Annotated in this window: 22 protein-coding genes; 4 read left to right on the forward strand and 18 right to left on the reverse strand. The window is 66.6% G+C overall.

Annotated features, from left to right (window positions below):
- Positions 1-22: 22 nt before the first annotated feature.
- The 10 genes from U5A58_RS20570 to U5A58_RS20615 form a co-directional block, all read right to left on the reverse strand.
- Positions 23-688 carry a DUF2278 family protein gene (locus tag U5A58_RS20570; protein ID WP_321962815.1) on the reverse strand — a complete coding sequence of 222 codons (666 nt, stop codon included), beginning with the start codon at positions 686-688 and terminating at the stop codon, positions 23-25.
- A gap of 156 nt (positions 689-844) precedes the next feature.
- Entirely contained in the window at positions 845-1,198 is a 354-nt protein-coding gene (locus U5A58_RS20575; protein ID WP_321962816.1) for a RidA family protein, read from the reverse strand.
- 46 nt (positions 1,199-1,244) lie between these two features.
- Complete coding sequence (locus U5A58_RS20580) at positions 1,245-2,426, reverse strand: FAD-binding oxidoreductase (RefSeq protein WP_321962817.1); 1,182 nt, start codon at positions 2,424-2,426, stop codon at positions 1,245-1,247.
- Positions 2,419-3,849, reverse strand: a complete 1,431-nt coding sequence (locus tag U5A58_RS20585) for an NAD(P)/FAD-dependent oxidoreductase (RefSeq protein ID WP_321962818.1) — start codon at positions 3,847-3,849, stop codon at positions 2,419-2,421. Before U5A58_RS20585 ends, U5A58_RS20580 begins: the two co-directional genes overlap by 8 nt.
- Complete coding sequence (locus U5A58_RS20590) at positions 3,839-4,213, reverse strand: (2Fe-2S)-binding protein (protein ID WP_321962819.1); 375 nt, start codon at positions 4,211-4,213, stop codon at positions 3,839-3,841. The genes U5A58_RS20585 and U5A58_RS20590 overlap by 11 nt, the downstream gene beginning before the upstream one ends.
- Before the next feature lie 7 nt (positions 4,214-4,220).
- Positions 4,221-5,363, reverse strand: a complete 1,143-nt coding sequence (locus U5A58_RS20595) for an FAD-dependent oxidoreductase (protein WP_321962820.1) — start codon at positions 5,361-5,363, stop codon at positions 4,221-4,223.
- The gene (locus U5A58_RS20600) at positions 5,360-6,157 is read right to left on the reverse strand and encodes an ABC transporter permease (protein WP_321914960.1); all 798 of its coding nucleotides are present in this window, start codon (positions 6,155-6,157) and stop codon (positions 5,360-5,362) included. Before U5A58_RS20600 ends, U5A58_RS20595 begins: the two co-directional genes overlap by 4 nt.
- 12 nt (positions 6,158-6,169) lie before the next feature.
- Positions 6,170-7,042 (reverse strand): ABC transporter permease, encoded by an 873-nt coding sequence (locus U5A58_RS20605; protein WP_321914959.1) that lies wholly within the window; start codon positions 7,040-7,042, stop codon positions 6,170-6,172.
- Positions 7,029-8,099: an ABC transporter ATP-binding protein gene (locus tag U5A58_RS20610; RefSeq protein ID WP_321914957.1), complete on the reverse strand. Its 1,071-nt coding sequence runs from the start codon at positions 8,097-8,099 to the stop codon at positions 7,029-7,031. The genes U5A58_RS20605 and U5A58_RS20610 overlap by 14 nt, the downstream gene beginning before the upstream one ends.
- A 55-nt stretch (positions 8,100-8,154) precedes the next feature.
- A complete protein-coding gene (locus tag U5A58_RS20615; protein ID WP_321962821.1) occupies positions 8,155-9,210 on the reverse strand; it encodes an ABC transporter substrate-binding protein in 1,056 nt (351 codons plus the stop codon).
- A gap of 179 nt (positions 9,211-9,389) precedes the next feature.
- Here U5A58_RS20615 and U5A58_RS20620 point away from each other — a divergent pair, with 179 nt between their 5' ends.
- A complete protein-coding gene (locus U5A58_RS20620; protein ID WP_321962822.1) occupies positions 9,390-10,337 on the forward strand; it encodes a LysR substrate-binding domain-containing protein in 948 nt (315 codons plus the stop codon).
- 9 nt (positions 10,338-10,346) lie between these two features.
- On the opposite strand, the gene U5A58_RS20625 is transcribed toward U5A58_RS20620, so the two are convergent.
- Positions 10,347-11,276, reverse strand: coding sequence for a LysR family transcriptional regulator (locus U5A58_RS20625; RefSeq protein ID WP_321962823.1), 930 nt, complete (start codon positions 11,274-11,276; stop codon positions 10,347-10,349).
- A gap of 127 nt (positions 11,277-11,403) precedes the next feature.
- Here U5A58_RS20625 and U5A58_RS20630 point away from each other — a divergent pair, with 127 nt between their 5' ends.
- From U5A58_RS20630 to U5A58_RS20640, 3 genes are read left to right on the forward strand one after another with little or no spacing between them, the layout of a single operon-like run.
- Positions 11,404-12,342, forward strand: coding sequence for a hydroxymethylglutaryl-CoA lyase (locus U5A58_RS20630; RefSeq protein WP_321962824.1), 939 nt, complete (start codon positions 11,404-11,406; stop codon positions 12,340-12,342).
- A 16-nt stretch (positions 12,343-12,358) separates the two neighbouring features.
- A complete protein-coding gene (locus U5A58_RS20635) occupies positions 12,359-13,510 on the forward strand; it encodes a CaiB/BaiF CoA-transferase family protein (RefSeq protein ID WP_321962825.1) in 1,152 nt (383 codons plus the stop codon).
- A gap of 60 nt (positions 13,511-13,570) precedes the next feature.
- Positions 13,571-15,010 (forward strand): MFS transporter, encoded by a 1,440-nt coding sequence (locus U5A58_RS20640; protein ID WP_321962826.1) that lies wholly within the window; start codon positions 13,571-13,573, stop codon positions 15,008-15,010.
- Between the two features lie 49 nt (positions 15,011-15,059).
- Here the strand turns inward: U5A58_RS20640 and U5A58_RS20645 are convergent, their stop codons facing one another.
- The 7 genes from U5A58_RS20645 to U5A58_RS20675 all read right to left on the reverse strand — a co-directional run bounded on the left by U5A58_RS20645 (position 15,060) and on the right by U5A58_RS20675 (position 22,405).
- On the reverse strand, positions 15,060-15,398 hold the full coding sequence (locus tag U5A58_RS20645) for a DUF2322 family protein (protein ID WP_321962915.1): 339 nt from the start codon (positions 15,396-15,398) through the stop codon (positions 15,060-15,062).
- Between the two features lie 73 nt (positions 15,399-15,471).
- A complete protein-coding gene (locus tag U5A58_RS20650) occupies positions 15,472-16,854 on the reverse strand; it encodes an amidase (protein WP_321962827.1) in 1,383 nt (460 codons plus the stop codon).
- Between the two features lie 62 nt (positions 16,855-16,916).
- On the reverse strand, positions 16,917-17,618 hold the full coding sequence (locus U5A58_RS20655; RefSeq protein ID WP_321962828.1) for a DUF2848 domain-containing protein: 702 nt from the start codon (positions 17,616-17,618) through the stop codon (positions 16,917-16,919).
- Positions 17,619-17,688: 70 nt separating this feature from the next.
- Positions 17,689-18,996, reverse strand: a complete 1,308-nt coding sequence (locus U5A58_RS20660; RefSeq protein ID WP_321962829.1) for an MFS transporter — start codon at positions 18,994-18,996, stop codon at positions 17,689-17,691.
- A 49-nt stretch (positions 18,997-19,045) separates the two neighbouring features.
- Positions 19,046-19,702 carry a DUF4286 family protein gene (locus tag U5A58_RS20665; RefSeq protein WP_321962830.1) on the reverse strand — a complete coding sequence of 219 codons (657 nt, stop codon included), beginning with the start codon at positions 19,700-19,702 and terminating at the stop codon, positions 19,046-19,048.
- Between the two features lie 100 nt (positions 19,703-19,802).
- Positions 19,803-20,852 carry a LysR family transcriptional regulator gene (locus U5A58_RS20670; RefSeq protein WP_321962831.1) on the reverse strand — a complete coding sequence of 350 codons (1,050 nt, stop codon included), beginning with the start codon at positions 20,850-20,852 and terminating at the stop codon, positions 19,803-19,805.
- A gap of 86 nt (positions 20,853-20,938) precedes the next feature.
- Complete coding sequence (locus tag U5A58_RS20675) at positions 20,939-22,405, reverse strand: MFS transporter (protein ID WP_321962916.1); 1,467 nt, start codon at positions 22,403-22,405, stop codon at positions 20,939-20,941.
- Positions 22,406-22,538: the final 133 nt, after the last annotated feature.

Here is a 22,538-nt window from a genome sequence, read left to right on the forward strand (position 1 = left end):
GCGCCCGTTTGCCGTTGAGCGCCTACGAAATCGGCTCTGAATTCGGCATCGGGTTGCCGAGATCGTCGGTCGGCACGTATTGCTGATCGAACGCCGCGACGTACAAGGCCCATTCGGGGTCGCCGAGATTCACGAGCAGCGCGCCGTCCTGCCAGATGTCATTGTGGTCGTTCGCGTCGTTGCCCGCCGTGTGGATGAACTCGCCCTTCGAGCCCTGGTTCATGTGGACGTCGTGAATGCCGTCGCCTTCGCTGTAGAAGCGGCCGAACACGTACACGTCGAGCGAAGATTGTTGCGCTCGCAACAGAAGACGCTTTAGCGAGGCGACCGGTTCGACCTGGTCGGAGCCGTCCATCACGTCGCTGTCGCGCCACGCGCCCGTATTGGCGAGAAAGTCGCTGCGCTCGAAGTCGATGGCGGGCAGCGCTTCGGTGCCCGTGAGATCGGTCTTGCCTTCGGCCGCGCCTTCGAGCGTGGTGAGCACGTTGTGATTGAAGTCGAATACGAGTTTGTACTTGAGCAGGTCGTCGGCATCGGTGGTGCCCACGTTGACGGCGATGTCCCAGCGTGCGCCGTCGACCGTCACACCGAAGTGCAGGTGGTATTGAACTTCGTGAGGCCGCCGCGTGGGCTTCAACTGCGGCGCGGAAACGATCTTTGCCTTGACGTAGCCGTAAGGAAGGGCCATCACGCGCTCCTCTGAGTTCGGGTGGGTTCGCCATTGTCCCGCGCGAACGTGAACTTGCGCTGACAGCGTCCGCGTGAAAAGCGCCTTCGCTTTACGGATTGGCAACCGTGGCTGTCGGCGCGCTTTCATGCCAGCGCCGGCAGCCCGTTCCCACGCTTAACCCAGCGCCACGACCGCGATCTCCACGAGCAATTGCTGCGACGCCAACTGCGACTGCACCGTTGCGCGCGTGGGCGCGCAACCTTCGGGCACCCATGCGTCCCACACTTCGTTCATGCCCGCGAAGTCGCGCGCGATATCCGCAAGCCACACTTGCGCGGAGACGAGCCGCGTCTTGTCGATGCCGGCTTTGGCGAGAAAGCCGTCGATTTTCGCGAGCACCGCGGCGGTCTGAATCTTCACGTCGGGCGACGGATCGGCTGACGTCTGCCCACCCACGAACACGAGCCCGGCGGCCTTCACGACGCGGCTCATGCGCTGATTGGTTTCGATACGAACGATATCGTTCATGTGTCTGCAAGCTCCTTCGCCATCTTGGCGAGACAGGGTGAGAGAATCAATGCGCGGCAACGCCGGCCACTGGCGCGTGCGCCGCAGCACGCTCGAAGCGGTCGATCGCGAACGCATCGAGCGAAAGCGAAGGCGCACCATCGAGCACGAGTTCTGAAACGAGCCGCCCGCAAGCGGGCCCGAGCTGAAAGCCGCTGCCGCAATAGCCGAACGAGTAGTAGAGGTTCGAGGCGCGCCGGCTTGCCGATATGACGGGCAGCGAGTCGGCCGTGAACGCTTCCACACCGGCCCATGCGCGGTTCACGCCGAGATGACGAAGATGCGGAAACAGATCGACTACAGTCTGCGCGCTTTTCACGAGCCGCATGAAATCGACTTCGCCGTGGCGCCCAGGCAAATCCGCGATGCCGATCAGCTTGCCGCCAATCACCACCGTGCCGTTGTCGAACTGCTTGAACGAAAGCGGGCGGCCCGTCGCGCCGAGCGTCGCGCGGCAGAACGGCGCCACGCGATGCGTGACCATCAGCATGAGCCCTTCGGGGTGAACAGGCACGCTCTCGCCAGCCTGGCGCGCCAGTTCGCCCGACCACGCGCCCGCCGTGACGAGCAGCTTACGCGCGGCAAAGGTGCCGCGCGGCGTTTGGGCGATCCAGCGCTCGCCGCGCGGCTCGATGCGCGTGACCGGCGTGCCTTCAAAAAAGCGCGCGCCATGCTTTTGCGCGGCGAGGCGAAACGCCGTGGTGGTGCGAAAGGGCAGTGCGTAGCCGTCACGCTCGACCCAGATGCCGCCCGTCACGTGCCTGGCCAACGCCGGTTCGAGTTCGAGCACCGTCTCGCGGTCGATCAGCTTTTCGTGCGTGAAGCCGTGCGATTCGAGCAAGGCGACGCGTTCGCGGCATTCGTCCAGTTCGGCCTCGGTTTCGGCAATCTTCAGTTGTCCGGAGGGAACGAAGCCGCCGTCGTCGCCGATGGTTTCGGGCAGCGCGTGCCAGATTTCGCGCGACATGAGCGCGAGCGGAATCTCGGGAAGCGGGCGTCCGAGCGTGCGCACGCCACCGGCGTTGACGCCCGACGAATGGCGGCCCACGTAGTCGGCTTCGAGCACGATCACGCTCACGCCGCGCCGCGCCATGTGGAAGGCGCTGCTCGAACCGTGCAGGCCGCCGCCGATCACGAGCACGTCCGCTTCCTGTACGGCGCTCGCAGAGAGAGTTCGGGCGTCATTCACCGGCGAGTTCTCCGAGTGTGAGCGGCTTGATGGGCGGGCGGATGCGGTAGTAGCCGACCTCGGCTGGCGGCACGTTGCGCGCATCGGCGATCACTTCGGTCACGGTGAGTCCGCACATGCGGCCCTGGCACGGCCCCATGCCGCAGCGGCCGAACGACTTCGCCTGGTTCGGGCCGACGCAGCCGAGGCCGACGAAGCCGCGCAGCTCGCCCGCGGTCACTTCCTCGCAGCGGCAGACGATGGTGCTGTCGGCGGGAATACGGTTCGCGTCGCGGGGGCGGTAAAGGCTGTCGAGGAAAGGACGGATGCGCATCACGCGCTCCAGTTCCGCGCGATGCGGGGCGGCCTCGCGGTCGCGCGCGGCCTGGTCGATGGCGCCCAGTTGCGCCGCAGCGGCGAGGGCCGCCAGCGTGCCTTGTTGCGCGGCGGCCTGCGCGCCGCCGATGCCCGCGCCGTCGCCGGACACGAAGATGCCGGGCACGTCGAGTTCGCCCCATGCGTCCGTTTGCGGTTTGAAGCAAAGCTGTCCGTTGTCCCAGCGATGTGTGGCGCGCAGCGCCTGCGTGAACTGCGTATTGGGCACCACGCCCTGGTGCAGCAGGATCACATCGGCCTCGATTCGTTGCGCGCGGCCCTGCGACGTGAACGTGAGCGCGGCTGCGCGCTGCACGCCGTCGCTACCCTGGCGGCCTTCGACGGCGAGGTCGTCGGCGGCTTCGAAAATGGGCACCTTGGCCTCGCGCAGCGTGCGGATCAAGTGCAGGCCTTTGCTCAAGAACGGCCACGAGCGCAGCGCGGCCAGCAGGTGGCGTTTCGCACGCCAGCGGTCTTCGTGGCGCGTGGTGTCGACGAGCGCGCGAATCGGCACGCCCGCCCGCACGTATTGCCAGCCGAGCAGATAGAGCAGCGGCCCGCAGCCCGCGAGCACGGGTGGCGAGGCGGGCACTTCGCCCGCGCTTTTCAGCAGGATTTGCGCCGCGCCCGCCGTGAGCACGCCGGGCAGGGTCCAGCCTGGAATGGGGAACGGCCGCTCCAAAGCGCCGCTCGCGAGAATCACGCGCTTGGCCTGCAAGCTGCCCACTTTGCCGTCTTTGAGGTAGTGAACCGCGTGTTCGCGCGTGACCTGCCACACGGACGCATGCGCTACGTGGCGCGCGCCTGAGCGTGCGAACGCCTGGACGATGGCGTCGCCTGCCGCGTAGTCGGGGCCGAGTATCTCCTTGCGGCGCGCGTCGGCGCGGCCTATCGCGCGATAGATCTGGCCGCCTACGGCGTCCTGCTCGTCGATCAGGACCACTGAGAGTCCGGCGCGCGCCGAACGCGTCGCCGCGCTCATGCCCGCGGGACCGGCGCCGACCACGACGACATCGACAGCTTCTGCGTGGAAGTCGGCTTTGGCGTCGCCTTGATAATCACCGGGCATGAGCGTTCTCCTCGAGCGTGTCGGCATTCGTGGCCGCGTCAAGCGGCAGGTCGCGCGCGCCTTCCTGCGAGCGGATATGCATGCCCGCGCGCACGGGCACCATGCAGCTCTGGCGGCTCGGCACGCCGTCTATCTCTACGAGACATTCGAAGCACGCGCCCATCATGCAGAACGGTGCGCGTGGCGCTCCCGAAACGGGCGTCGCGCGAAACCGCGATATGCCCCCGGCGAGCAACGCAGCGGCGACGGAGCGATCGCCAGGCACGGAGAGCGGTTGGCCGTTGAACCAAATTTCGACGTGTGTTTCGGTACTAGAGAGCGTCTTGAACAGCGGCGCGGGCGCTTGGGTAGAGTGGGCTGTCATGGCAGGGTCAGTGAGCGAAGATCGGTTCGGCAGCCGCATCGGTTGCGAAGCGGTTTGCGGAGAAGGCGGGGAGTTCGGCGGGCATTGGCGCGCCCAGAATCCACGGGGCGATACGCAGCGCGTGGGCCGCAGCGAGCGTCACGCCGCTATGGCAAGTGACGACGAAGGCCCCCGGATGCGCCTCCGACTGGTCGTAGATCGGAAAGCCATCGGGGCTGTACACGCGCAGGGCGGCCCACATGCGCACGAGCCGCACATGGGCCAGCATGGGAAACGCGCGCACGCCGCGCGCCGCAATCTGGCGCAGGATCGGCGTAGTGGTGAAGTCGTTGAAGCCGGCCTCTTCCATCGAGTCGCCGAACTGCACCGTGCCTTCGTCGGTCTGCCGCACGTTGATGGTCGGGTAGCGCAGAAACGGTTCGACGCGCTCGCTCACGAGCACCTGGCCGCGATTGGGCGCAACGGGCGCATTCAGGCCCACGTGCGGCGCGAGCGTGCGATTGCCGAGCCCCGCTGCGAGCACGACGCGCGCCGCGTGGTACACGCCGCGCCGGCCCTGCACGCTGAAGCCGGTGGTTCCGGCTACAACGCGCTCGGCGCGCTCGCCGGAGACGAGCCGCACGCCGCGCCGTTGCATCGCGACATGCAATGCACGCAGCAGCTTGAGCGGGTTGACGTGGCCATCCATCGGCGTATAGCTAGCGCCCGCGACCTCGGGGCCGATGCCCGGAAGCCGCTCGCGCAGCTCTCGATTATTTAGCAGTTCGAATGGATAATCGCCGATCTCGGCCTGCAAGGTGGAGAGCCGTTTATGGCGTTCGGCGAGTTCTTCGTCCGAGAAGCAGATATGAAAGCCGCCTGCCTGTCGCAGCGCGACGTCCACGCGCGCTTCGTCGGCGAGGCTTTGCGCGAGCAGTGGCCAGCGCTGCGCCGAACTGCGCGACCAGCGCGCGTACGCAGAAAGGCCGTAACCTTTGCCCTGAATCCAGACGAGGCCGAAATTGCCGCGCGAGGCGCGAAAGCCGCCGTCGTCCTCGTCGAGCACGGTCACGCGCGCGCCTTCACGAGCGAGGCCGTAGGCCACGGCGGAGCCGACGAGGCCGCCGCCGATCACGAGCACGTCGGGGCTCGTGGAGGAGTGTTGTGTCATCGGGCTTCTCCGATCAGGATGCGGTCCAGCCCAACCATGCGGTCGAGCAGCAGCATCAGCAGGATCGTGCCGACGATCAGCACCGCCGACACCGAAGTGACGAGCGGATCGATCGTTTGCGCGATCTGGTTGTACATGGCGACGGGCAGTGTGGTGGTGCCGGGCGTCGCGACGAAAATCGTCATGGTCAGTTCATCGAAGCTCTGGATGAACGACAGCACCCAGCCGCCCGCTACGCCCGTGCGAATCATCGGCAGCACGACGCGGCGGAACGCCGTGAAGCGGCTCGCTCCGCACGAAAGGGCGGCACGTTCGGCGTCGCGATCGAGGCCGACCGCCGAAGAAAGCGCGAGGCGCAGCGCATAAGGCAGCACGATCACCACGTGCGCGGCGACGAGCGCCCAGAACGAGCCGTTCAGGTTGAGCAGCGAAAGAAAGCGCAGGAACGCAATGCCGAGCACCACGGCGGGGATCATCATCGGCGAGAGGAAGAAGCTCACCAGCGCGCCGCGGCCTGCAAAACGGTAACGCGCGATGGCGAGCGCGGCGGGCACCGCGAGCGCCACGCCGATGGTGGCCGCCGCGAACGCGAGGCGCACCGAAAGCCAGAACGCGGCGACGATGTCGCCGTTCTGCAGGATCGCGCGAAACCAGCGCAGCGAGGCACCGTCGAACGGCATCGAGATATAGCCCTTGTCCGTGAAGGCCACGAGCAGCACCACGACGATCGGCGCGAGCATGAAGGCGAGAAAGAGCGCGTTGAACGCGAGCCCGAGGAATCCGTTGCGTTTCATGTCGAGCCCCCGTCAGTCGAAGATGTGCTTGAAGCGGCGCTCGGCGAGACGGCTGCAGCCCATTACGATCGCCACGTTGGCGATCAGCAGCAGCACGGCAATGCTTGCGCCCAGTGGCCAATTCAGCGTACCGAGGAACTCGTCGTAGGCGGCCGTGGCGACGACCTTCAGCCGCCGCCCGCCGATCAGCGCAGGCGTGGCGAACGCGGAGGCCGAGAGCGCGAACACGATGATCGAACCCGAGAGCACACCCGGCATGATCTGCGGCAGGATCACGCGGCGGAACACGCGCAGCGGCGAGGCGCCTAGCGAGCGGCCGGCCCATTCCACCTGCGGATCGAGCTTTTGCAGCGTCGCCCAGACCGACATCACCATGAACGGCACGAGCACGTGCGTGAGCGCGATGATCGTGCCGGTCATGGTGAAGACGAGGCGAATGGGCTCGTCGGTGATGTGCAGCGCCTGGAGTGCGTTGTTGAGCACGCCGTTATTGCCCAGCAGGATTTGCCAGCCGAGCGTGCGCACGACCACGGAAATCAACAGCGGGCCGAGCACGATCAACAGACAAACGGATTGCCATGGACGCCGCATGCGCGCGAGCACCAGCGTTTCCGGCACGCCGAGCACGATGGAAAGCAGTGTGACGGCGAACGCCAGGCCCGCCGTGCGCAGGAAGATTTCACCGTAGTACGGATCGCTCAGGACCTCCAGGTAATTCGTAACGGTCCAGCCGCGTTGCACGCCCGCAAGATCGCTGAACACATGAAACGAGAGCACGAAGGTGAGCAGCAGCGGCACCAGCAGCAGCGCGAGAAACAGCAGCAGCGCGGGCGCGGAGAGCAGCCAAGGCGCGGCGCCCGCGCGCGAGTCGTCAAGCGTTGCCATGGGCGCCCTCCCGCGTGAGCACGCGCAGATCGTCGTCGGTCCACGCGAGTCCGACTTCGTGGCCCTCATCGGGCGGCGGCGCACCGTGATTGGGTTGCGCGATATGCAGCTTGCCGAGCTCGGTCTCGACGGCGAGCAGCCACTGATTGCCGACGAACACGCGCGTGCTCACGCGGCCTGTGAGGCGCGCGTCGCCATTGGCGAGACGCACTTTTTCGGGGCGGATATAGACGTTCACGGCGCCCGCGACCTCGCGGCCTTCGTGGGGCACGTGCAGCATCGTGCCGCCAACCTCGACCTCGGCGCAGCGCAGGTTGCGGCGCAAGACTTCGCCTTCCAGCGTATTGGTGCGGCCAAGGAAGGTCGAAGCGAACGGCGTGGCCGGGCGCTCGTACGCGTCGAACGGCGTGCTCAACTGCGCGATCGTGCCGCGATGCATGACCGCAATGCGGTCGCTCATCGTCATCGCTTCCACCTGGTCGTGGGTCACGAGAATGGTCGTGATGCCAAGGCGCTTCTGGATCGCGCGCAACTCGATATGCATCTCTTCTCGCAGCTTGGCGTCGAGATTCGACATCGGCTCGTCGAGCAGCAGCAGTTCGGGCTGCATGGCCAGTGCGCGAGCAATCGCCACGCGCTGCCGCTGGCCGCCCGAAAGCTCTTTCGGGTAGCGCGCGTCGAGCCCGCGCAGGCGCACGAGGTCCAGCGCCTCGGCAATGCGCTCGGCGCGTTGCGCGCGCTTCATCTTCTGCATCTCCAGACCGAAGCCCACGTTGCCAGCCACGGTCATGTGCGGAAAGAGCGCATAGCTTTGAAACACCACGCCGATGCCGCGTTTCTCGGGCCGCTCGTGCGTGATGTCGCGGCCGTCTAGCGTGATGCGGCCCGTGCTCGGCGTGACGAAGCCCGCGATCATCTGCAGTGTCGTCGTCTTGCCGCAGCCCGAGGGACCGAGCAGCGAGAGAAACTCGCCGCGCGCGACCGTGAGGTCGAGCTGCTCGATCGCCGTGAAGTCGCCATAGCGCTTCGAGATGCCTTGCAGGGTGAGGAAGCTCATGAGCGTGGGTCCTCGCTGATCACGTGCGGTGGGGGCGGGGCAGGGAGCGCGTGCATCAGCGCTCGACCGAACGGTTCCAGCGCTCGGTCCACTCGGTGCGATGCTCGTTGATCGTGCTCCAGTCCATGGCCGTGAGCTTCGAGATCTGGTCAGGACCATAGGGCACGCGCGCGGCCACTTCCGACGAGAGCTTGACGGTCTTGTTGACGGGGCCAAGGCCGATGTCCGCTGCCTGCTGCGCCTGCACTTCCGGGCTCAGCAGGAACTGGATGAACTGTTGCGAGAGCTGCGGCTGCGCGTTCTGCGCAATGGAGCACGCGGCCACCTGCAGCGCCACGCCGCCTTCCTTCGGGTAGATGAACTTGAGCGGGAAACCCGTGTTTTGCAGCGCCACCGCGCGGCCGCTGCCGTAGGGGGCGATGATTACGTCGCCCGACTGCATGAGGCCGTCCATTTCGCCGGGCGTGGGCGCCCACGAAAGCACATTGGGCGCGACCTGTTTCGTCATCGCCTTGAAGCCGGGGTCGATGTCCTTTTCGCCGCCGCCGTTCAGGCGCGCGAGCATGACGAGCGTGTGCAGGCCATAGGTGTTGGTGATCGGCGGCACGCCGAGCTTGCCTTTCACGCGCGCGTCTTCGAGCGACTTCCACGAGTCCGGCGCGGGCAGGCCGAGCTTTTTGAACGCCTGTTCGTTATAGCCGATGCCGGTCGCCACCATCCCCACGCCCACGGCGGTCGGGCCAATGTGTGCGAGCGGGTAGAGGTCCTTCATGACGGGCGCGTCGTCGAGCTTGCCGCACAGGCCGAGTTGCATCGCCTGGTACATCGGGCCGTCGTCCATCACGGCGACGTTGATCTGCTCGTGGCCCTTTTGCGCCTGGAGTTTCGCGAGCGTGTCGCTCGAATTGCCCGCCACATAGACGATCTTGACGTCATGCGCCTTTTCGAACGCCGGGATGATCTTCTGACGATAAAGCTGCTCGTTGGAGCCGCCGACGTTGGCGACGTACAGCGTGGTTTCGGCCTGGGCTAGCGAGGCCGCCGCGAGCGCGAGGGCGGCGAGCGCGGTTTTAGGCAGGAAGGTTGAACGACGGCGCATCGCGGCTTTCATGACGACGATCTCCATTCGATTGTGGGGAGCGGCGAACCGGACAGTGCGCCGATGCATCGCAGTCTGTGCCGGGCTGGCCATATCGTCCAATACGAATAAAATGCCAACCTATACGGTAATGATATGGACCAGGGTTAGGCCCTGGCGTGTGAATCAGGGTTAAGCCCAGGAGATCAGCCTTGAATCTGAAGCACGTCGAGGCGTTTCGCGCGGTGATGGTGTCGGGCTCGATGACGGCCGCCGCGAAAGCGCTTTACACCTCGCAGCCCAACGTGAGCCGCCTGATCGGGCAACTGGAGCGCGAGACCGGGCTCACGCTGTTTCAGCGCGTGGGCATCCGCCTCATTCCCACGAGCGAGGGCAACGCGTTTTTTCGCGAAGTCGAGCGGGCGTATGTGGGCCTGCAAGGACTCAGCAATGCCGCCGCGCAAATCCGCAATCTCGGCAGCGGACGCCTGCGTATCGCCGCGATGCCTTCTGCGGGGCTCACGCTCGTGCCGCACGCCATCGACAAGTTTCGCCGCCTGTTTCCGGGCGTGACGGTCTCGCTGCACGTGAACACCTCGGGCACGGTGAACCACTGGACCGGTTCGCAGTTTTGCGATCTGGGTGTGGCCGTGTACATCAGCGAGGCGTCGAATTGCGAGGTGGAATTGCTCTCGAAGGTCGCGGCCGTTTGCGTGATGCCGGCTTCACATTCGCTCGCGAAAAAGGCCATGATCCGGCCCGCCGATCTGGAGGGCGAGTCGTTCGTCTCGCTGTGTCACGGCGACGGCACGCGCACGCAAATGGACGAAATATTCCAGCGTGCCGGGGTCGAGCGCGTCCTTGCCATCGAGGCGCAGTACACGGCAATTTGCTGCGAGATGGTCCGCTGCGGCATGGGCGTGACGCTCGCGCATCCCATCGTCGCGCGCGATTTCGCAGGGCCGGACATTGCCATCCGGCCGTTCTCGCCGGCGGTGATGTTCCCCACGTACCTGCTATTTCCGCCGAACCGGCCGCGCGAGCGTCTGGTAGCCGAGTTCGTCGAAGTGCTGCGCGCGCATCACGATGGGTTGATTGCGCAGATGAAAGCGCCCGAGCGCGCGAACGCGCGCAAGCGCACGAAGAAAGCGGCAGCTTGAGGCGGGCGCTCAGGCCGTGCGCTTCGCACCGCGTTTCTTCTGAGCTGCCCGCTCCACGAGATGCTCGACCATGCGCTGCGCCGCGGGCTGCAGCGTGTCGAACGCACGAAAGCAGACGATGAAACGCCGCCGCGCCCAGGCATCGGTCAAGGCAATGGTGTGCACGTCCATGATGCGCCTGTAGGTGTGGCTCACTTCCTCGGGCACGACGCTGATGCCGAGATTGGCGGCCACTACGCGAAACGCGGCGTCGAGCGTCGACACCACCGCGCGATAGGCGACCGTGCGCCCGCTGCGCGCCGCCGACTGCCGCAGCATCGTATGCACGGCGGTGGAGGGCGGCAGGCCCACGTGCTCGTAGTCGAGCGTCTCGTCGAAGGCGATGGTGCGGCGTTTCGCAAGCGGGTGCTCGGGATGCACGGCGAGCACGAGGCGGTCTTCGCGCCAGGGGCGCGATTGAAGGCCCCCGAGTTCGACGTTGTCCCAGCACACGCCTAGCGAGGCCGCGCCGTCGCGCACACGTTGCACGAGTTCGTGCGACGTGCGCTCCTCCACGTTCACGCGAATGTTCTTGTACGCGGGCAGGCGCATGAACGACGCGAGATCGTCGAGCAGCGCTTCGGCGATCGCGGAGGCCGAGGCGCACACGCTCACGCTGCCCGAGAGCCCGCTGCCGAGCGCCGCAACGTCGCTGGCCGCGCGCTCGAGCGTGAAGATCACGCTGCGCGCGTGTTCGAGCAGCGCGAGACCCGCCGCGGTGGGTTGCACGCCGCGGCGCGAGCGCGTGAGCAGCGGCACGCCGAATTCGCTTTCGAGCTGGGCGATGCGCTTGCTGATGGCGGAAGGCTCGATATGCTCCTCGCGCGCCGCACGTCCCATGTTGCCGTGCTCGCACACGCTCACGAGAAGGCGCAGGGTCTTGAGGTCGATGTCGTGCACGGTGTCTCCTTACGGCATTTTGTGTGTTTCCAGATTGGAATCTTGAAGCTTCCAAAATACCGCTTTATGTATTTTGCGGAATGCCTAAAGTTAGCACATCGCTGGAGACAAAAACGGAGACACCTTCATGCCCCCATTACCACGGCGCGGCGTAATACGCGAGGTCGGCCTGCGCGACGGCCTGCAGAGCATCCAGACCGTGCTGCCTACCGAGCACAAGATCGCGTGGATACGCGCGGCATACGAAGCCGGTCAGCGCGAGATCGAAGTGGGCTCGTTCGTGCCCGCGCGGCTCTTGCCGCAACTCGCCGATACGGCGGAACTCGTCGCTTACGCGAAAACGCTGCCGGACCTCTTCGTCTCGGTGCTCGTGCCGAACTTGAAGGGCGCCGAGCGCGCGCTGGAAGCGCAAGCGGACCTCATGCTCGTGCCGCTTTCGGCGAGTGAAGCGCATAGCCTCGCGAACCTGCGCAAGACACCCGATGAAGTGGTGGCCGAGGTGGCGCGCATGCGCGCCGCGCGCGACGCCAGCGGCGCGAAGACGCTGATCGAAGGCGGCATCGGCACGGCCTTCGGCTGCACGCTGCAAGGGCGCGTCGAGCCCGCCGAGGTGCTGCGCTGCATGCAGGCGCTGCTCGACGCGGGCGCGGACCGCGTGAGCCTTGCTGACACCGTGGGCTACGCCAACCCCGCCGCTGTGCGAGCACTCTTCGAGGCCGCGCGCGAAATCGCGGGCGAGCGCTTGTGCTGCGCGCATTTTCACGATACGCGCGGCCTCGCGCTCGCCAACGTCTATGCCGCGCTGCAGGCGGGCGTGACGCGATTCGACGCCACGCTTGGCGGCATCGGCGGCTGCCCGCATGCGCCGGGGGCAAGCGGCAACGCGTCGAGCGAAGACCTCGCGTTCATGCTCGCGGACATGGGCATCGAAACGGGCATCGACATCGAACGGCTGCTCGCGCTGCGCGCACGCGTGGCCGCCTGGCTGGAGGGCGAAACGCTGCACGGCACGCTCTGGCGCGCCGGTCTGCCGAAGACCTTTGGCGCAATCGCGCATCACATCTGATTAGTTTGACATCCTTATGAATACGCAAACCCGGTTGCCGCTCGAAGGCGTGCGTGTGGTCGAATTCACGCACATGGTCATGGGCCCGACTTGCGGGATGATCCTCGCGGACCTCGGCGCCGAAGTCATCAAGATCGAACCGCCAGGCGGCGACAAGACGCGCAACCTGCCGGGCCTCGGCATCGGCTTTTTCCGCTCGTTCAACCGCAACAAGAAGAGCGTGGTGCTCGACATCAACACCGAAGCGGGGCGCTCGGCGGCCGTGGAGTTGATCGGCGAGTGCGACGTGATGCTCGAAAACTTCCGGCCCGGCCTTATGGAAAAGCTCGGCCTGGATTACGCAACGCTCTCGCAGCGCTACCCGCGCCTCATCTATGTCTCGCACAAGGGCTTTTTGCCGGGCCCCTATGAAAAGCGTCTCGCGCTGGACGAAGTCGTGCAGATGATGGGCGGCCTCTCCTATATGACCGGCCCTGCGGGGCGGCCGCTGCGCGCGGGCACGTCGGTTAACGACATCATGGGCGGCATGTTCGGCGCGATTGGCGTGCTGGCCGCGCTGCGCGAGCGCGACGCCACCGGGCGTGGCCAGGAGGTGCAAAGCGCGCTGTTCGAGAACTGTGTGTTCCTGAGCGCGCAGCACATGCAGCAATACGCCATGACGCACGAAGCGCCGCCGCCCATGCCGTCGCGCGTGTCGGCCTGGAGCGTGTACGACGTGTTCACGCTCGCTGAGGGCGAACAGCTTTTCATCGGCGCGGTGAGCGACAAGCAGTTCGTGACGCTGTGCGACGTGATCGGCTGCCCGCAGCTTGCTGAAGAACCTCGCTTCGCGAACAACGCACTGCGCGTAGCCGTGCGGCCTGAACTGCTCGAACGCCTGGGCGCCGTGTTGGCCACGCAGCAGGTCGCCGAACTCATGCCGCGCCTCGAAGCGGCAGGCATTCCCTACGCGCCGATCGTGCGCCCCGACCAGTTGCTCGACGATCCGCACCTCAAGGCGAGCGGCGGACTCGTGCCAATGCAGACCGACGACGGCGGCACGACCGAAGTCGTACTGCTGCCGCTCATGATGGGCGGCCGCCGTCCCGGCGTGCGTCAACCGCTCGCGAAGGTGGGCGAGCATACCGAGGAGGTGCTGGCAGGACTGAAGTCACGCGCGGCGACCTGAGCAAGCAGGCCCGGCATTCACAAGAAAGACGCCCAGCGAGGCGTCGTCACGGAGACAAGCATGCAACGAACCCTCGGGGCGGACGATCCGCTCGACGCCGTCACGGCCCCACCCGTGGGCAACCGCGCGGCGGCCGCGCTTTCCGCCAGGCTTGACCGCCTGCCCGCCACGCGCCAGCTCTGGATGCTGGTGATGCTGATATCGCTGGGAGGCTTCTTCGAGGTCTACGATCTTATCTTCACGGGCTATATCGCACCGGGCATGGCCAAAAGCGGCATGCTGCAAACCACCACGCACGCGTTTTTCGGCTTCAACGGCATAGGCGCGTTCGTGGCCGCGACGTTTGCGGGTCTTTTCATCGGCACGTTCTGCTTTGGCTGGCTGCCCGATAAATTCGGACGACGAAGCGTCTTCACGTTCTCGCTGCTGTGGTATTCGGCGGGCTCGGTGGCGATGGCATTCCAGCATACGTCGCAGGGGCTGATCCTGTGGCGCTTCATCACGGGTATCGGCGTGGGCATCGAGATCGTCACCATCGACAGCTACGTCACGGAGATGGTCCCGCAGCAAATGCGCGGGCGTGCGATGGCCTTGAATCAGGCGATCATGTTCTCAGCCGCGCCCATTTCAGCGCTGCTTTCGTGGTGGCTCGTGCCGCTGGCGCCGTTCGGTCTGGATGGCTGGCGCTGGGTCGTGCTTGCCGGTTCGCTCGGTGCGGCGATTGTGTGGTTCGTGCGCCGCGCCGTGCCGGAAAGCCCGCGCTGGCTCGTCACGCACGGTCAAACGGAGGCGGCCGAACGCGTGATCGCGCAGATGGAGCAGCGCGCCGTGCGCGAGAGCGGCCAAGCGTTGCCCGAGCCTTCTCCCACGCTCGTGCTGCCCGCGCATCGGCGCACTTCGCTTGCGGAGCTGTGGAAACCGCCGTACCGCGCGCGCCTCATCATGCTGATCGCGTTCAATCTGTGCCAGGCGGTGGGCTACTACGGATTCGCCAACTGGGTGCCCACGCTCCTGATCGGGCAAGGCGTGACCGTCACGAAGAGCCTGCTGTATGCGGTCGTGATCGCCATTGCGCTGCCGTGCGGGCCGTTGCTCGCGATGCTCGTGGCCGATCGCATCGAGCGCAAGTGGCTCATCGTCGGCTCGGCTTTCGCGGTGGTCGTGTTCGGGTTGCTGTTCGCGCAGGCACGCGGGCCGCTTGCGCTCATTTCGCTCGGTGTCCTGATCAGTCTCGCAGGGCAAACCATTTCCGTGTGCTATCACGCCTATCAGGCCGAGCTTTTTCCCACTGCCGTGCGTTGCAGCGCCAATGGCATCGTTTATTCCGCAAGCCGCGTGGGCGCCATGATGTCGGGTTTCATCATCGCCGCGTTGTTGCGCGATTTTGGCGTGAGCGGTGTGTTCGCCGGCATCACCGTGTGCATGGTCGCGGTGATGATTTCCATCGGCGGATTTGGGCCGCGCACGAATGGCGTGCGGCTCGAAGAGCTTTCGGCGTGAGGCAGAAGGGGACGAGGCGTGCCGGCCGGCACGCCTCTTAAGGCAACGCTCAGGCTGCGGCGATCACGTCGATGCGCAGCGCCGGGCCGCCCGCTGCGATTTCCAGCAGACGATCGACGTTCGGGTGCGCGCCCGGACGGTTGCGCGCGTCGGCGGTGTGCTCTGCGAACACGGCGAGGCCATGCTCGGCGGCGTTGGCGTCGAGCGAGCCGAAGGCTTCGCGCAGGTAGTGGTAGACCGCGAGCGAGCCCTGCTTGCCGGGCTTGTTCTCGATGCTCGCGGCGACAACGCCCTGAGCGTCCACGAGATCGATGCGCTCGATGCCGTCGATGCCCGGCAGCAGTGCGAGATTGTCCTTGAAGACGGCGCCCGGTTGAATTGCCTGAATCACTGAAAACACTCCGTTGGTTCGATAGATGGCGTATGCGGAGCCGTATCTTAGCCGATCGGAGTGAGACGCATCAGGCCCCGTTCACGCTCCGCAGCACGCTTTCGATCGCGGCGGCCACGCTCAGCACGTGCGCGTCGCTTTCGGCGAGTCCCGCCACGCTCAAGCCCACGGGCGCCTCGCCGCGCGGCGCGCACGGCAGCGACACGGCGCAGCCATCGAGGAAGTTCACCAACGAAGGATTGCGCAGCACGAGCGCGTTCGTGGCCGCGAAGTGCGCCGGGTCGGCTTCGAGCGCCGCGATTGTCGGCGGCACGATGGGCACGGTCGGCATGAGGAAGGCGTCGAAACCCGCGAGCGCGGCGCGCGCCTGTGCGATTGCGGCGGCGCGCGCGGCAAGCAGGTCGAGGTAGTCGGCGGCGCTCGCCGTTTCACCCAGACGGATGCGCGCGAGCACGCGCGGGTCGTAGCGCTGCGCGTGTGCAGGCAGACGGCTGCGGTGCGTGGCAAAGGCCTCGATCGGCGAGAAGCCGAAGCGGTTGATGGCGGGCAGCGTCTCCAGCAGCGGCAGGGTCAGCGGCGTGATCTGCATGCCCGCACGCGAGAGGCGCGTGAGCGTGGCTTCCCACGTGCGCGCCACATGGGCGTCCATGCCTTCGGTCACGTAGTTCGCAAGGACCGCAAGGCGCAGGCCCTTGGACTCGGCGGTGCGTACGTCCGCGGCGTTTGCGTCCGTTGCCAGGCCCGCGAGCACACGGTCCACCAGCGCGCAGCACGCCACGCTCGGGGCGATGGCGCCGATCGAGTCGAGCGTGGTCGAAAGCGGGAACACGCCGGCCGTCGGCACGCGCCGGGCCGTGGGCTTGAAGCCGGTGAGGCCGCAGAACGCGGCGGGAATGCGCAACGAGCCGCCCGTGTCGCTGCCAAGTCCGGCCGCGGCCATGCCACCCGCCACCGAGGCCGCCGCGCCCGACGACGAGCCGCCCGCCACGCGTGCCCCGTCGCCGTCACGCCACGGCGAGCGCGGCGTGCCGCGCCACGGGTTGAGGCCGAGCCCCGAGAACGCGAATTCGCTCATGTTGGTGCGACCGAGCGGCACGGCCCCGGCGCGGCGCAGGCGCGCCACGGCGGGTGCGTCGAAGGCGGCGGGCGGGGCGTCGTCGAGCACGCGCGAACCCGCGCGCGTGGGCTCGCCGGCCACGTCGAACAGGTCCTTGATGGAGACCGGCAGGCCCGCGAGCGGCGAGAGCCGCACGCCCGCGCGACGCAGCGCGTCCTGGGCGTCGGCCTCGCGCCGCGTGCGTTCGGCGTCGAGGGCGATGAACGCGTGGCCGCCGTTGCCGCCTTCAACAGCGATACGCTCCAGCGCGGTTTCCACGAGCGCGCGGCTCGTCGTGCGTGCCGCATCGAGATCGGCGGCGAGTTGGGAGAGGGGCGTGGCAGGAATGAATGACATGGGTTTCGTTGCGCGTGTACGAGGAAAAGGATGAGTGCTCAGACCAACGCTCAGGCGACCGCTTATGCCACAACCGGCAGCGCGCGAACCGCGTAACGCGCGCGCAGGCTGCGTTCGAGCACCGGGTCGTGCAGTTCCAGCTCGAACGCGTCGCCCGACTCCATCGCCGCCATCTCGCCGTTCACGGCGAGCGTGCCGCTATACATCGCGCTGCCGGGCGGCAATGCACCCGTTTCCGTGTAACGGCGCCACAGGTCGGCGGGCGGCAGCAGGCCGTCCACGGCGCCGCTCTGATAGGCGCGCGTTTCGCCGGTCGCGGCAACGAGTGTGGCGCGCATCGTCAGGCGATCCCAGTGGCCTGCCACGTCTTCGTAGCGCCACGCCTCGCGGCCCAGCGGCTTCGGGCACACCTGCTTCGACACCGCAACGCTGTAGGCCTCCGCTTTGCGGTCGGTGTGATCGGAGCCGATCGTCACGAGCGTGCCGAGCGGGCTCGCCACGAGCACGCACTCGATCTCGCCGCTCGTGTGGGTGCCGAGCACGTCCACGGTTGCGGCCTGGTTCAGTTGCTCCGCACCCACGCGGTAGAAGAGCGGCGTGCTCGAAGGCGGCGCGACGCCGAGCGCGGCGAGTTCGTCGATGTGATGCTGGATCGCATGAGCGTCGCGGCCGGCCCAGCCGGCGATCACGAGCGTGTCGATATCGAGTGAAAGCGGCGTGGCTGCGCCGCCGGCCGGAAGGACGGTGAAGGAAAGCGTGGTCATGATGGCAGGTCGAAAAGGGGGAGGGCGCACCCGGCGCACTGGCTGCGCGCGCCGGGAGGAAAAGCGGAGGTCAGTCCTGCAGCGGGCGATGCGCGGTTTCGCGTGCGGCAATCAGTGCGATGCCGGTGACGATAAGCGCGCCGCTCACATAGAGCGAGACGGCTGCCGTGCTGTGCCAGGTGCGAAACAGCGCGACGATGATGAGCGGTGCGAAGCCGCCGCCGAGAATCCCGGCGAGCGTATAGGCGAGCGAAGAGCCGGCATAACGCACGCGGGTCGGGAACTGCTCGGTGACGAAGGCGGCTTGCGGGCCGTACATCACCGCGTGAATCACGAGGCCGATCATCACGGCGAGCACGATCAGCGCGGGCTGCGAGGTGTTCATCAGCATGAAGAAGCCGAATGCCCAGACCATGGCCGCGATCACGCCGCCGAGGTACACGGGACGCCGCCCGAAACGGTCGGAGAGCGCGCCGAAGAACGGCACGGCAAGGGCGTTGCAGGCGGTGCCCGCGAGCACAGCGGTGAGTGCGAGGGAGCGCGAGAGGTTGAGCACCGTGGTCACATAGGTGAGCGTGAACACGACGAGCAGCGCGTACAGCACGTCGGAGCCGATACGCGCGCCGCCCGCCACGATAAGGCGCCGCCAGTGCTGCGAGAACACTTCGAGCACGGGCACTTCTGCGGTGGCGTGCGCTTCGTTCAGCTTTTCGAATTGCGGCGTTTCGCCGACGCTGCTGCGCACCCAGATGCCGAACAGCACGAGCAGCAGGCTCGCGAGGAACGGCACGCGCCAGCCCCACGAGAGGAACGCATCGGACGACACGGAAATCGTCATGACGGCGATGAAGCCCGTGCCGAGCAGCGTGCCGAACGAGGGCCCGACTTGTGCCCACGAAGCGTTCAGGCCGCGCTTTTTCTGGTCGCCGTGCTCAACCGCGAGCAGCACCGCGCCCGCCCATTCGCCGCCTAGCGCGATGCCCTGCACGAAGCGCAGCGCGACGAGCAGCATGGGGCTCAGGATGCCGGCCGTGGCGTAGGTGGGCAGCACGCCCATCAGCGCCGTGGTGATGCCCATGAGCACGAGCGTGAGCATGAGCACGGCGCGCCGGCCCATGCGGTCGCCGAGATTGCCGAAGATGAAGCCGCCGAGCGGCCGCGACACGTAGCCCACGGCATAGGTCGAGAACGCGAGCAGCGTGCCCGCGAGCGGGTCGACCGAAGGGAAGAACAGATGATTGAAGACCAGCGCGGCAAGCGTGTTGTAGACGGTGAAGTCATACCATTCGAGCGACGTGCCGATCATGCTGGCGCTCGCAAGACGGCCGCGTCCGGTGCGGGTGCGGCCGATCGCCGGGGCTTGAGCGAGAGAGTTCATCGGGGGCTCCATAGTCGTTGGGCGTGAAGCGCTTGGGGGCACTGCTGTGTTACGCCGCGAGGCGCCAGAGCATGTCGAAGCTGCGCACCGTCTCATGTGCTACGCCTGCGGCTTGTGCGAGTTGTTCGGCGGCGGCGCGCGCTGCAGCGTTCGAGCTGCCTTCCACGAACACGACCGCGTCTTCTTGCACGGCGCGCGCCGTGCCCGCAGCGCCGCCGGTCGCAAGCGGCGAGGAAAGCGTGCCCTCGGTGCGGAACACGCGCACCGCGTGAACGCCGGGCGCGTGCGTGGCGGCGTCGGCCGCATCGCGCCAGGTTGCGGCAGCGAGCGCTTGCGGCGCGGCCACGAAGATCGCGACGTGCGCGCCTTCGCCTTCACCCGCTTCGAATGCAAGCTCGCCCACGCGGCGCTGCGTATCGTTCATGCGCGCGAAGTTGCGTAGCGACCAGTCGGTTTGCACGGTGAAGGCCTGACGGTAGGCGTCGCTGCGGAACACATCGAGCGATTCCGTCACGTAGAGCGCGAGATAGCGGCGCGCGTGGCCGTCGTTGGCGAGGAAGCGGCGCGCATGGCGAAAGCCGCGAATGCCCACGCGTTCTTGCATGTGCTCGCGGTCGTACCAGGCGTTGAAGTCGGCTTCGGCGTGCGGGTCGGTGTCGGTCCAGATGCAAAGCTGGCCGGGCTGGGCGTTCTGTGTCGTGCTCATCGGTTCTTCCTGCGCATACGTTGTATCGGATAGACGCAGTTTGGCGAGCACGGGCCGCTTCGGTCCAACAAGAAAAAAAATACGCAGTGAACAGGTTTTTTTATCGCTTGTTTTTGTCGCTGGCGGCGCGGGCCGGTTTTGCCGGGCGCTGGCGCGCGGTTTTCGCCGCGAGTTTCGCAACCCCTGCCGCGCGGGGCGGGGCTTTCGGGCGGAGCGCGGTGCTGGCGGATACAGCCGGCGTTGCGCCGTCCAGCTCCGGCCCCAAAGCGAGCACGAACGCTTGCGCCTGTTCGGCCGCGAGTTCGGCGATACGCGCGGGCAGCGGCTGGCTTTGCAGACGGTAGCTCGCCACGAGCGGCAGCGGCACGAAGCCGCTTTCCACGTCGAGCACTTCGAGCGCGCCTTCGCGCAGCTCGCGCTGGATGATGGCGGGCGGCAGCACCGCCACGCCGAACCCGTCGGCCACGAGCCGGATCATGGCCGCCACCGAACTGATGCAGTTGATGCGCACCGGGCGCTCCACCGCGCGCGCAAACTCGCGTTCGAGCGCGATATGCGGTCCCGAATTGCGCGAGAAGCTGAGGATGGGAAATTCGGCGAGCCGCGCAAGATCGACGCGTTGGCCCGAAAGCCCGAGTGTGGGGCTGGCCACCCAGCGCATGGGGAATTCGCACAGCGGCACGTCGGCGAATTCGCGGTCGCCCAGCGCGTGCGTTTGCAGGATCAGATCGACGGCGTCGGCGCGCAGCAATTGTGTGAGGTGAATCGTGGTGTCGCTCGTGACCTCGATCTCCAGATGCGGGAAGCGCTCGCGCACGCGCGCCATCACCGCGGGAAACCAGCTATGCACGATCGACTCGACCACGCCGATGCGAATGAGGCCGCCGCCGCCGCTCGCGTCCTCGACTTCGCGGCGCATCTCCTCGCCGAGATTCACGATGCGCTCGGCGTACGCGAGCATCTTGCGGCCCGCGGGCGTGAGCGTGGCAGAGCGCGAATTGCGGTCGAACAGGCGCACCTCGAAGCTCTCCTCGAGTGCCGCGATACGGCTCGACACGGCGGCCTGCGTGGTGTGAAGCTTCTCCGCGGTGAGGCGGAAATTCTGCAGGCGCGCTAGCCAGATGAATGTTTCGAGAAACCGGATGTTCATGATTCGAAGGAGGGCGGACGGCGAGGACGCATGATAGCGCGCCGTATTTCCGTTGCCGACCGAATCGGTGCCAACGGTTGATCGACTCACTCCTCTCCCACCGCCGAAAGCGGCGCGGCCACATGCTCGAGCGATTTGCGCTCCGCGTCCACGCCCCAGATCGCAGCGACGAGCGCCGCGCCTAGCATGAGTGCCGATCCCACCACATAGCCCGTGAACACTTCGCTGCGCTGATGCGTATCGATCAGTCGTCCGAAGAATGCCGGGCCGATGATGCCGCCCAGCGCCGTGCCGAACGCATAGAACACGGCGATCGCAAGCGCCCGAATCTCCAGCGGAAACGATTCGCTCACGGTGAGATAGGCGGAACTGGCGGCGGCCGAGGCGAAAAAGAAAATCACCATCCACGCGACGGTTTGCATCGTCGCCGTGAGCATGCCCTGCTCGAAGAGCCACCCGCTCACTGTGAGCAGCACGCCCGAGAGCGCATAGGTCGCGGCGATCATCGTGCGCCGTCCGATCACGTCGAACAAACGCCCCAGCACGAGCGGCCCAAGGAAGTTGCCGAGCGCGAACGGCAGCAGATAGAGGCCCACGTCGCCGCCCGGCACGTGATAGAACTCCGTGAGCACGAGCGCGTAAGTAAAGAAAATGGCGTTGTAGAAGAAGGCCTGGGCCGTCATGAGCGAAAGAGCCACCAGCGCGCGACGGCGGTGCCGCACGAAGATGGCGTGGAACACCGCGCGTAGCGGCGTGTGACTGCGCGCATGCAAACGCAGCGGGGCGTTGGGTGGATCTTTCAGCGTATGGCCCGCGTCGCGAAAGCGCGTTTCGATGTTCTTCACGATCCGCTTTGCTTCGTCGTGCTCGCCATGCGTGAGGAGCCAGCGCGGGCTTTCGGGAATCCAGCGGCGCATGGGCAAGATGATGAGCGCGAGCACCGCGCCAATGAAGAAGCACACGCGCCAGCCCCAGTCGGCGGGCAGCAGGTGCGGGTCGAGCAGCACGAGCGAGCCCGCCGCGCCAATGCCCGCGCCGACCCAGAACGTGCCATTGATGCTGAGGTCGGTCCAGCCGCGTACGCGCGCGGGCGTGAATTCCTGAATCGTAGAATTGATGGCCGCATACTCGCCGCCGATGCCCGCGCCCGTGATCGCGCGAAAAGCCACGAAGCTCGCGAAGCTCCACGAGAACGCAGTCGCGGCGGTGGCGAGCAGATACACCGCGAGCGTGATGAAGAAGAGTTTGCGGCGCCCCAGCCGGTCCGTGAGCCAGCCGAAGCCGAGCGCGCCGCACACCGCGCCCGCGATATACGCGCTGCCCGCGAGTCCCACCTGCGCGTTGTCCAGATGCAGCACCGGGCTCGTTTTTAGCGCACTCGCTACGGCTCCGGCCAGCGTGACTTCGAGACCGTCGAGCAGCCAGGTGACGCCCAGCGCCACGACGATGAGCACGTGAAAGCGCCCCCACGGCAAGCGGTCGAGGCGTGCGGGCAACGTGGTTTCGATGATGGCGGGTTTATCGGTCGTCCCGGTTGTATCTGGAGGATTCATCGGGCAAGGCGAGGTTCGGCACGCGATGCCTTGCAGCATGCGCCGTTCCTGAAATGTGCACGTTGAGCCTATTATTGATGCGATTAACGATTCATCCGGCGTTGGGATGATTACGCCGTTTTAAGCGACTTTC

The sequence above is a fragment of the Paraburkholderia sp. J7 genome (genome assembly GCF_905220155.1).
In the GTDB taxonomy this organism is placed as follows: domain Bacteria; phylum Pseudomonadota; class Gammaproteobacteria; order Burkholderiales; family Burkholderiaceae; genus Paraburkholderia.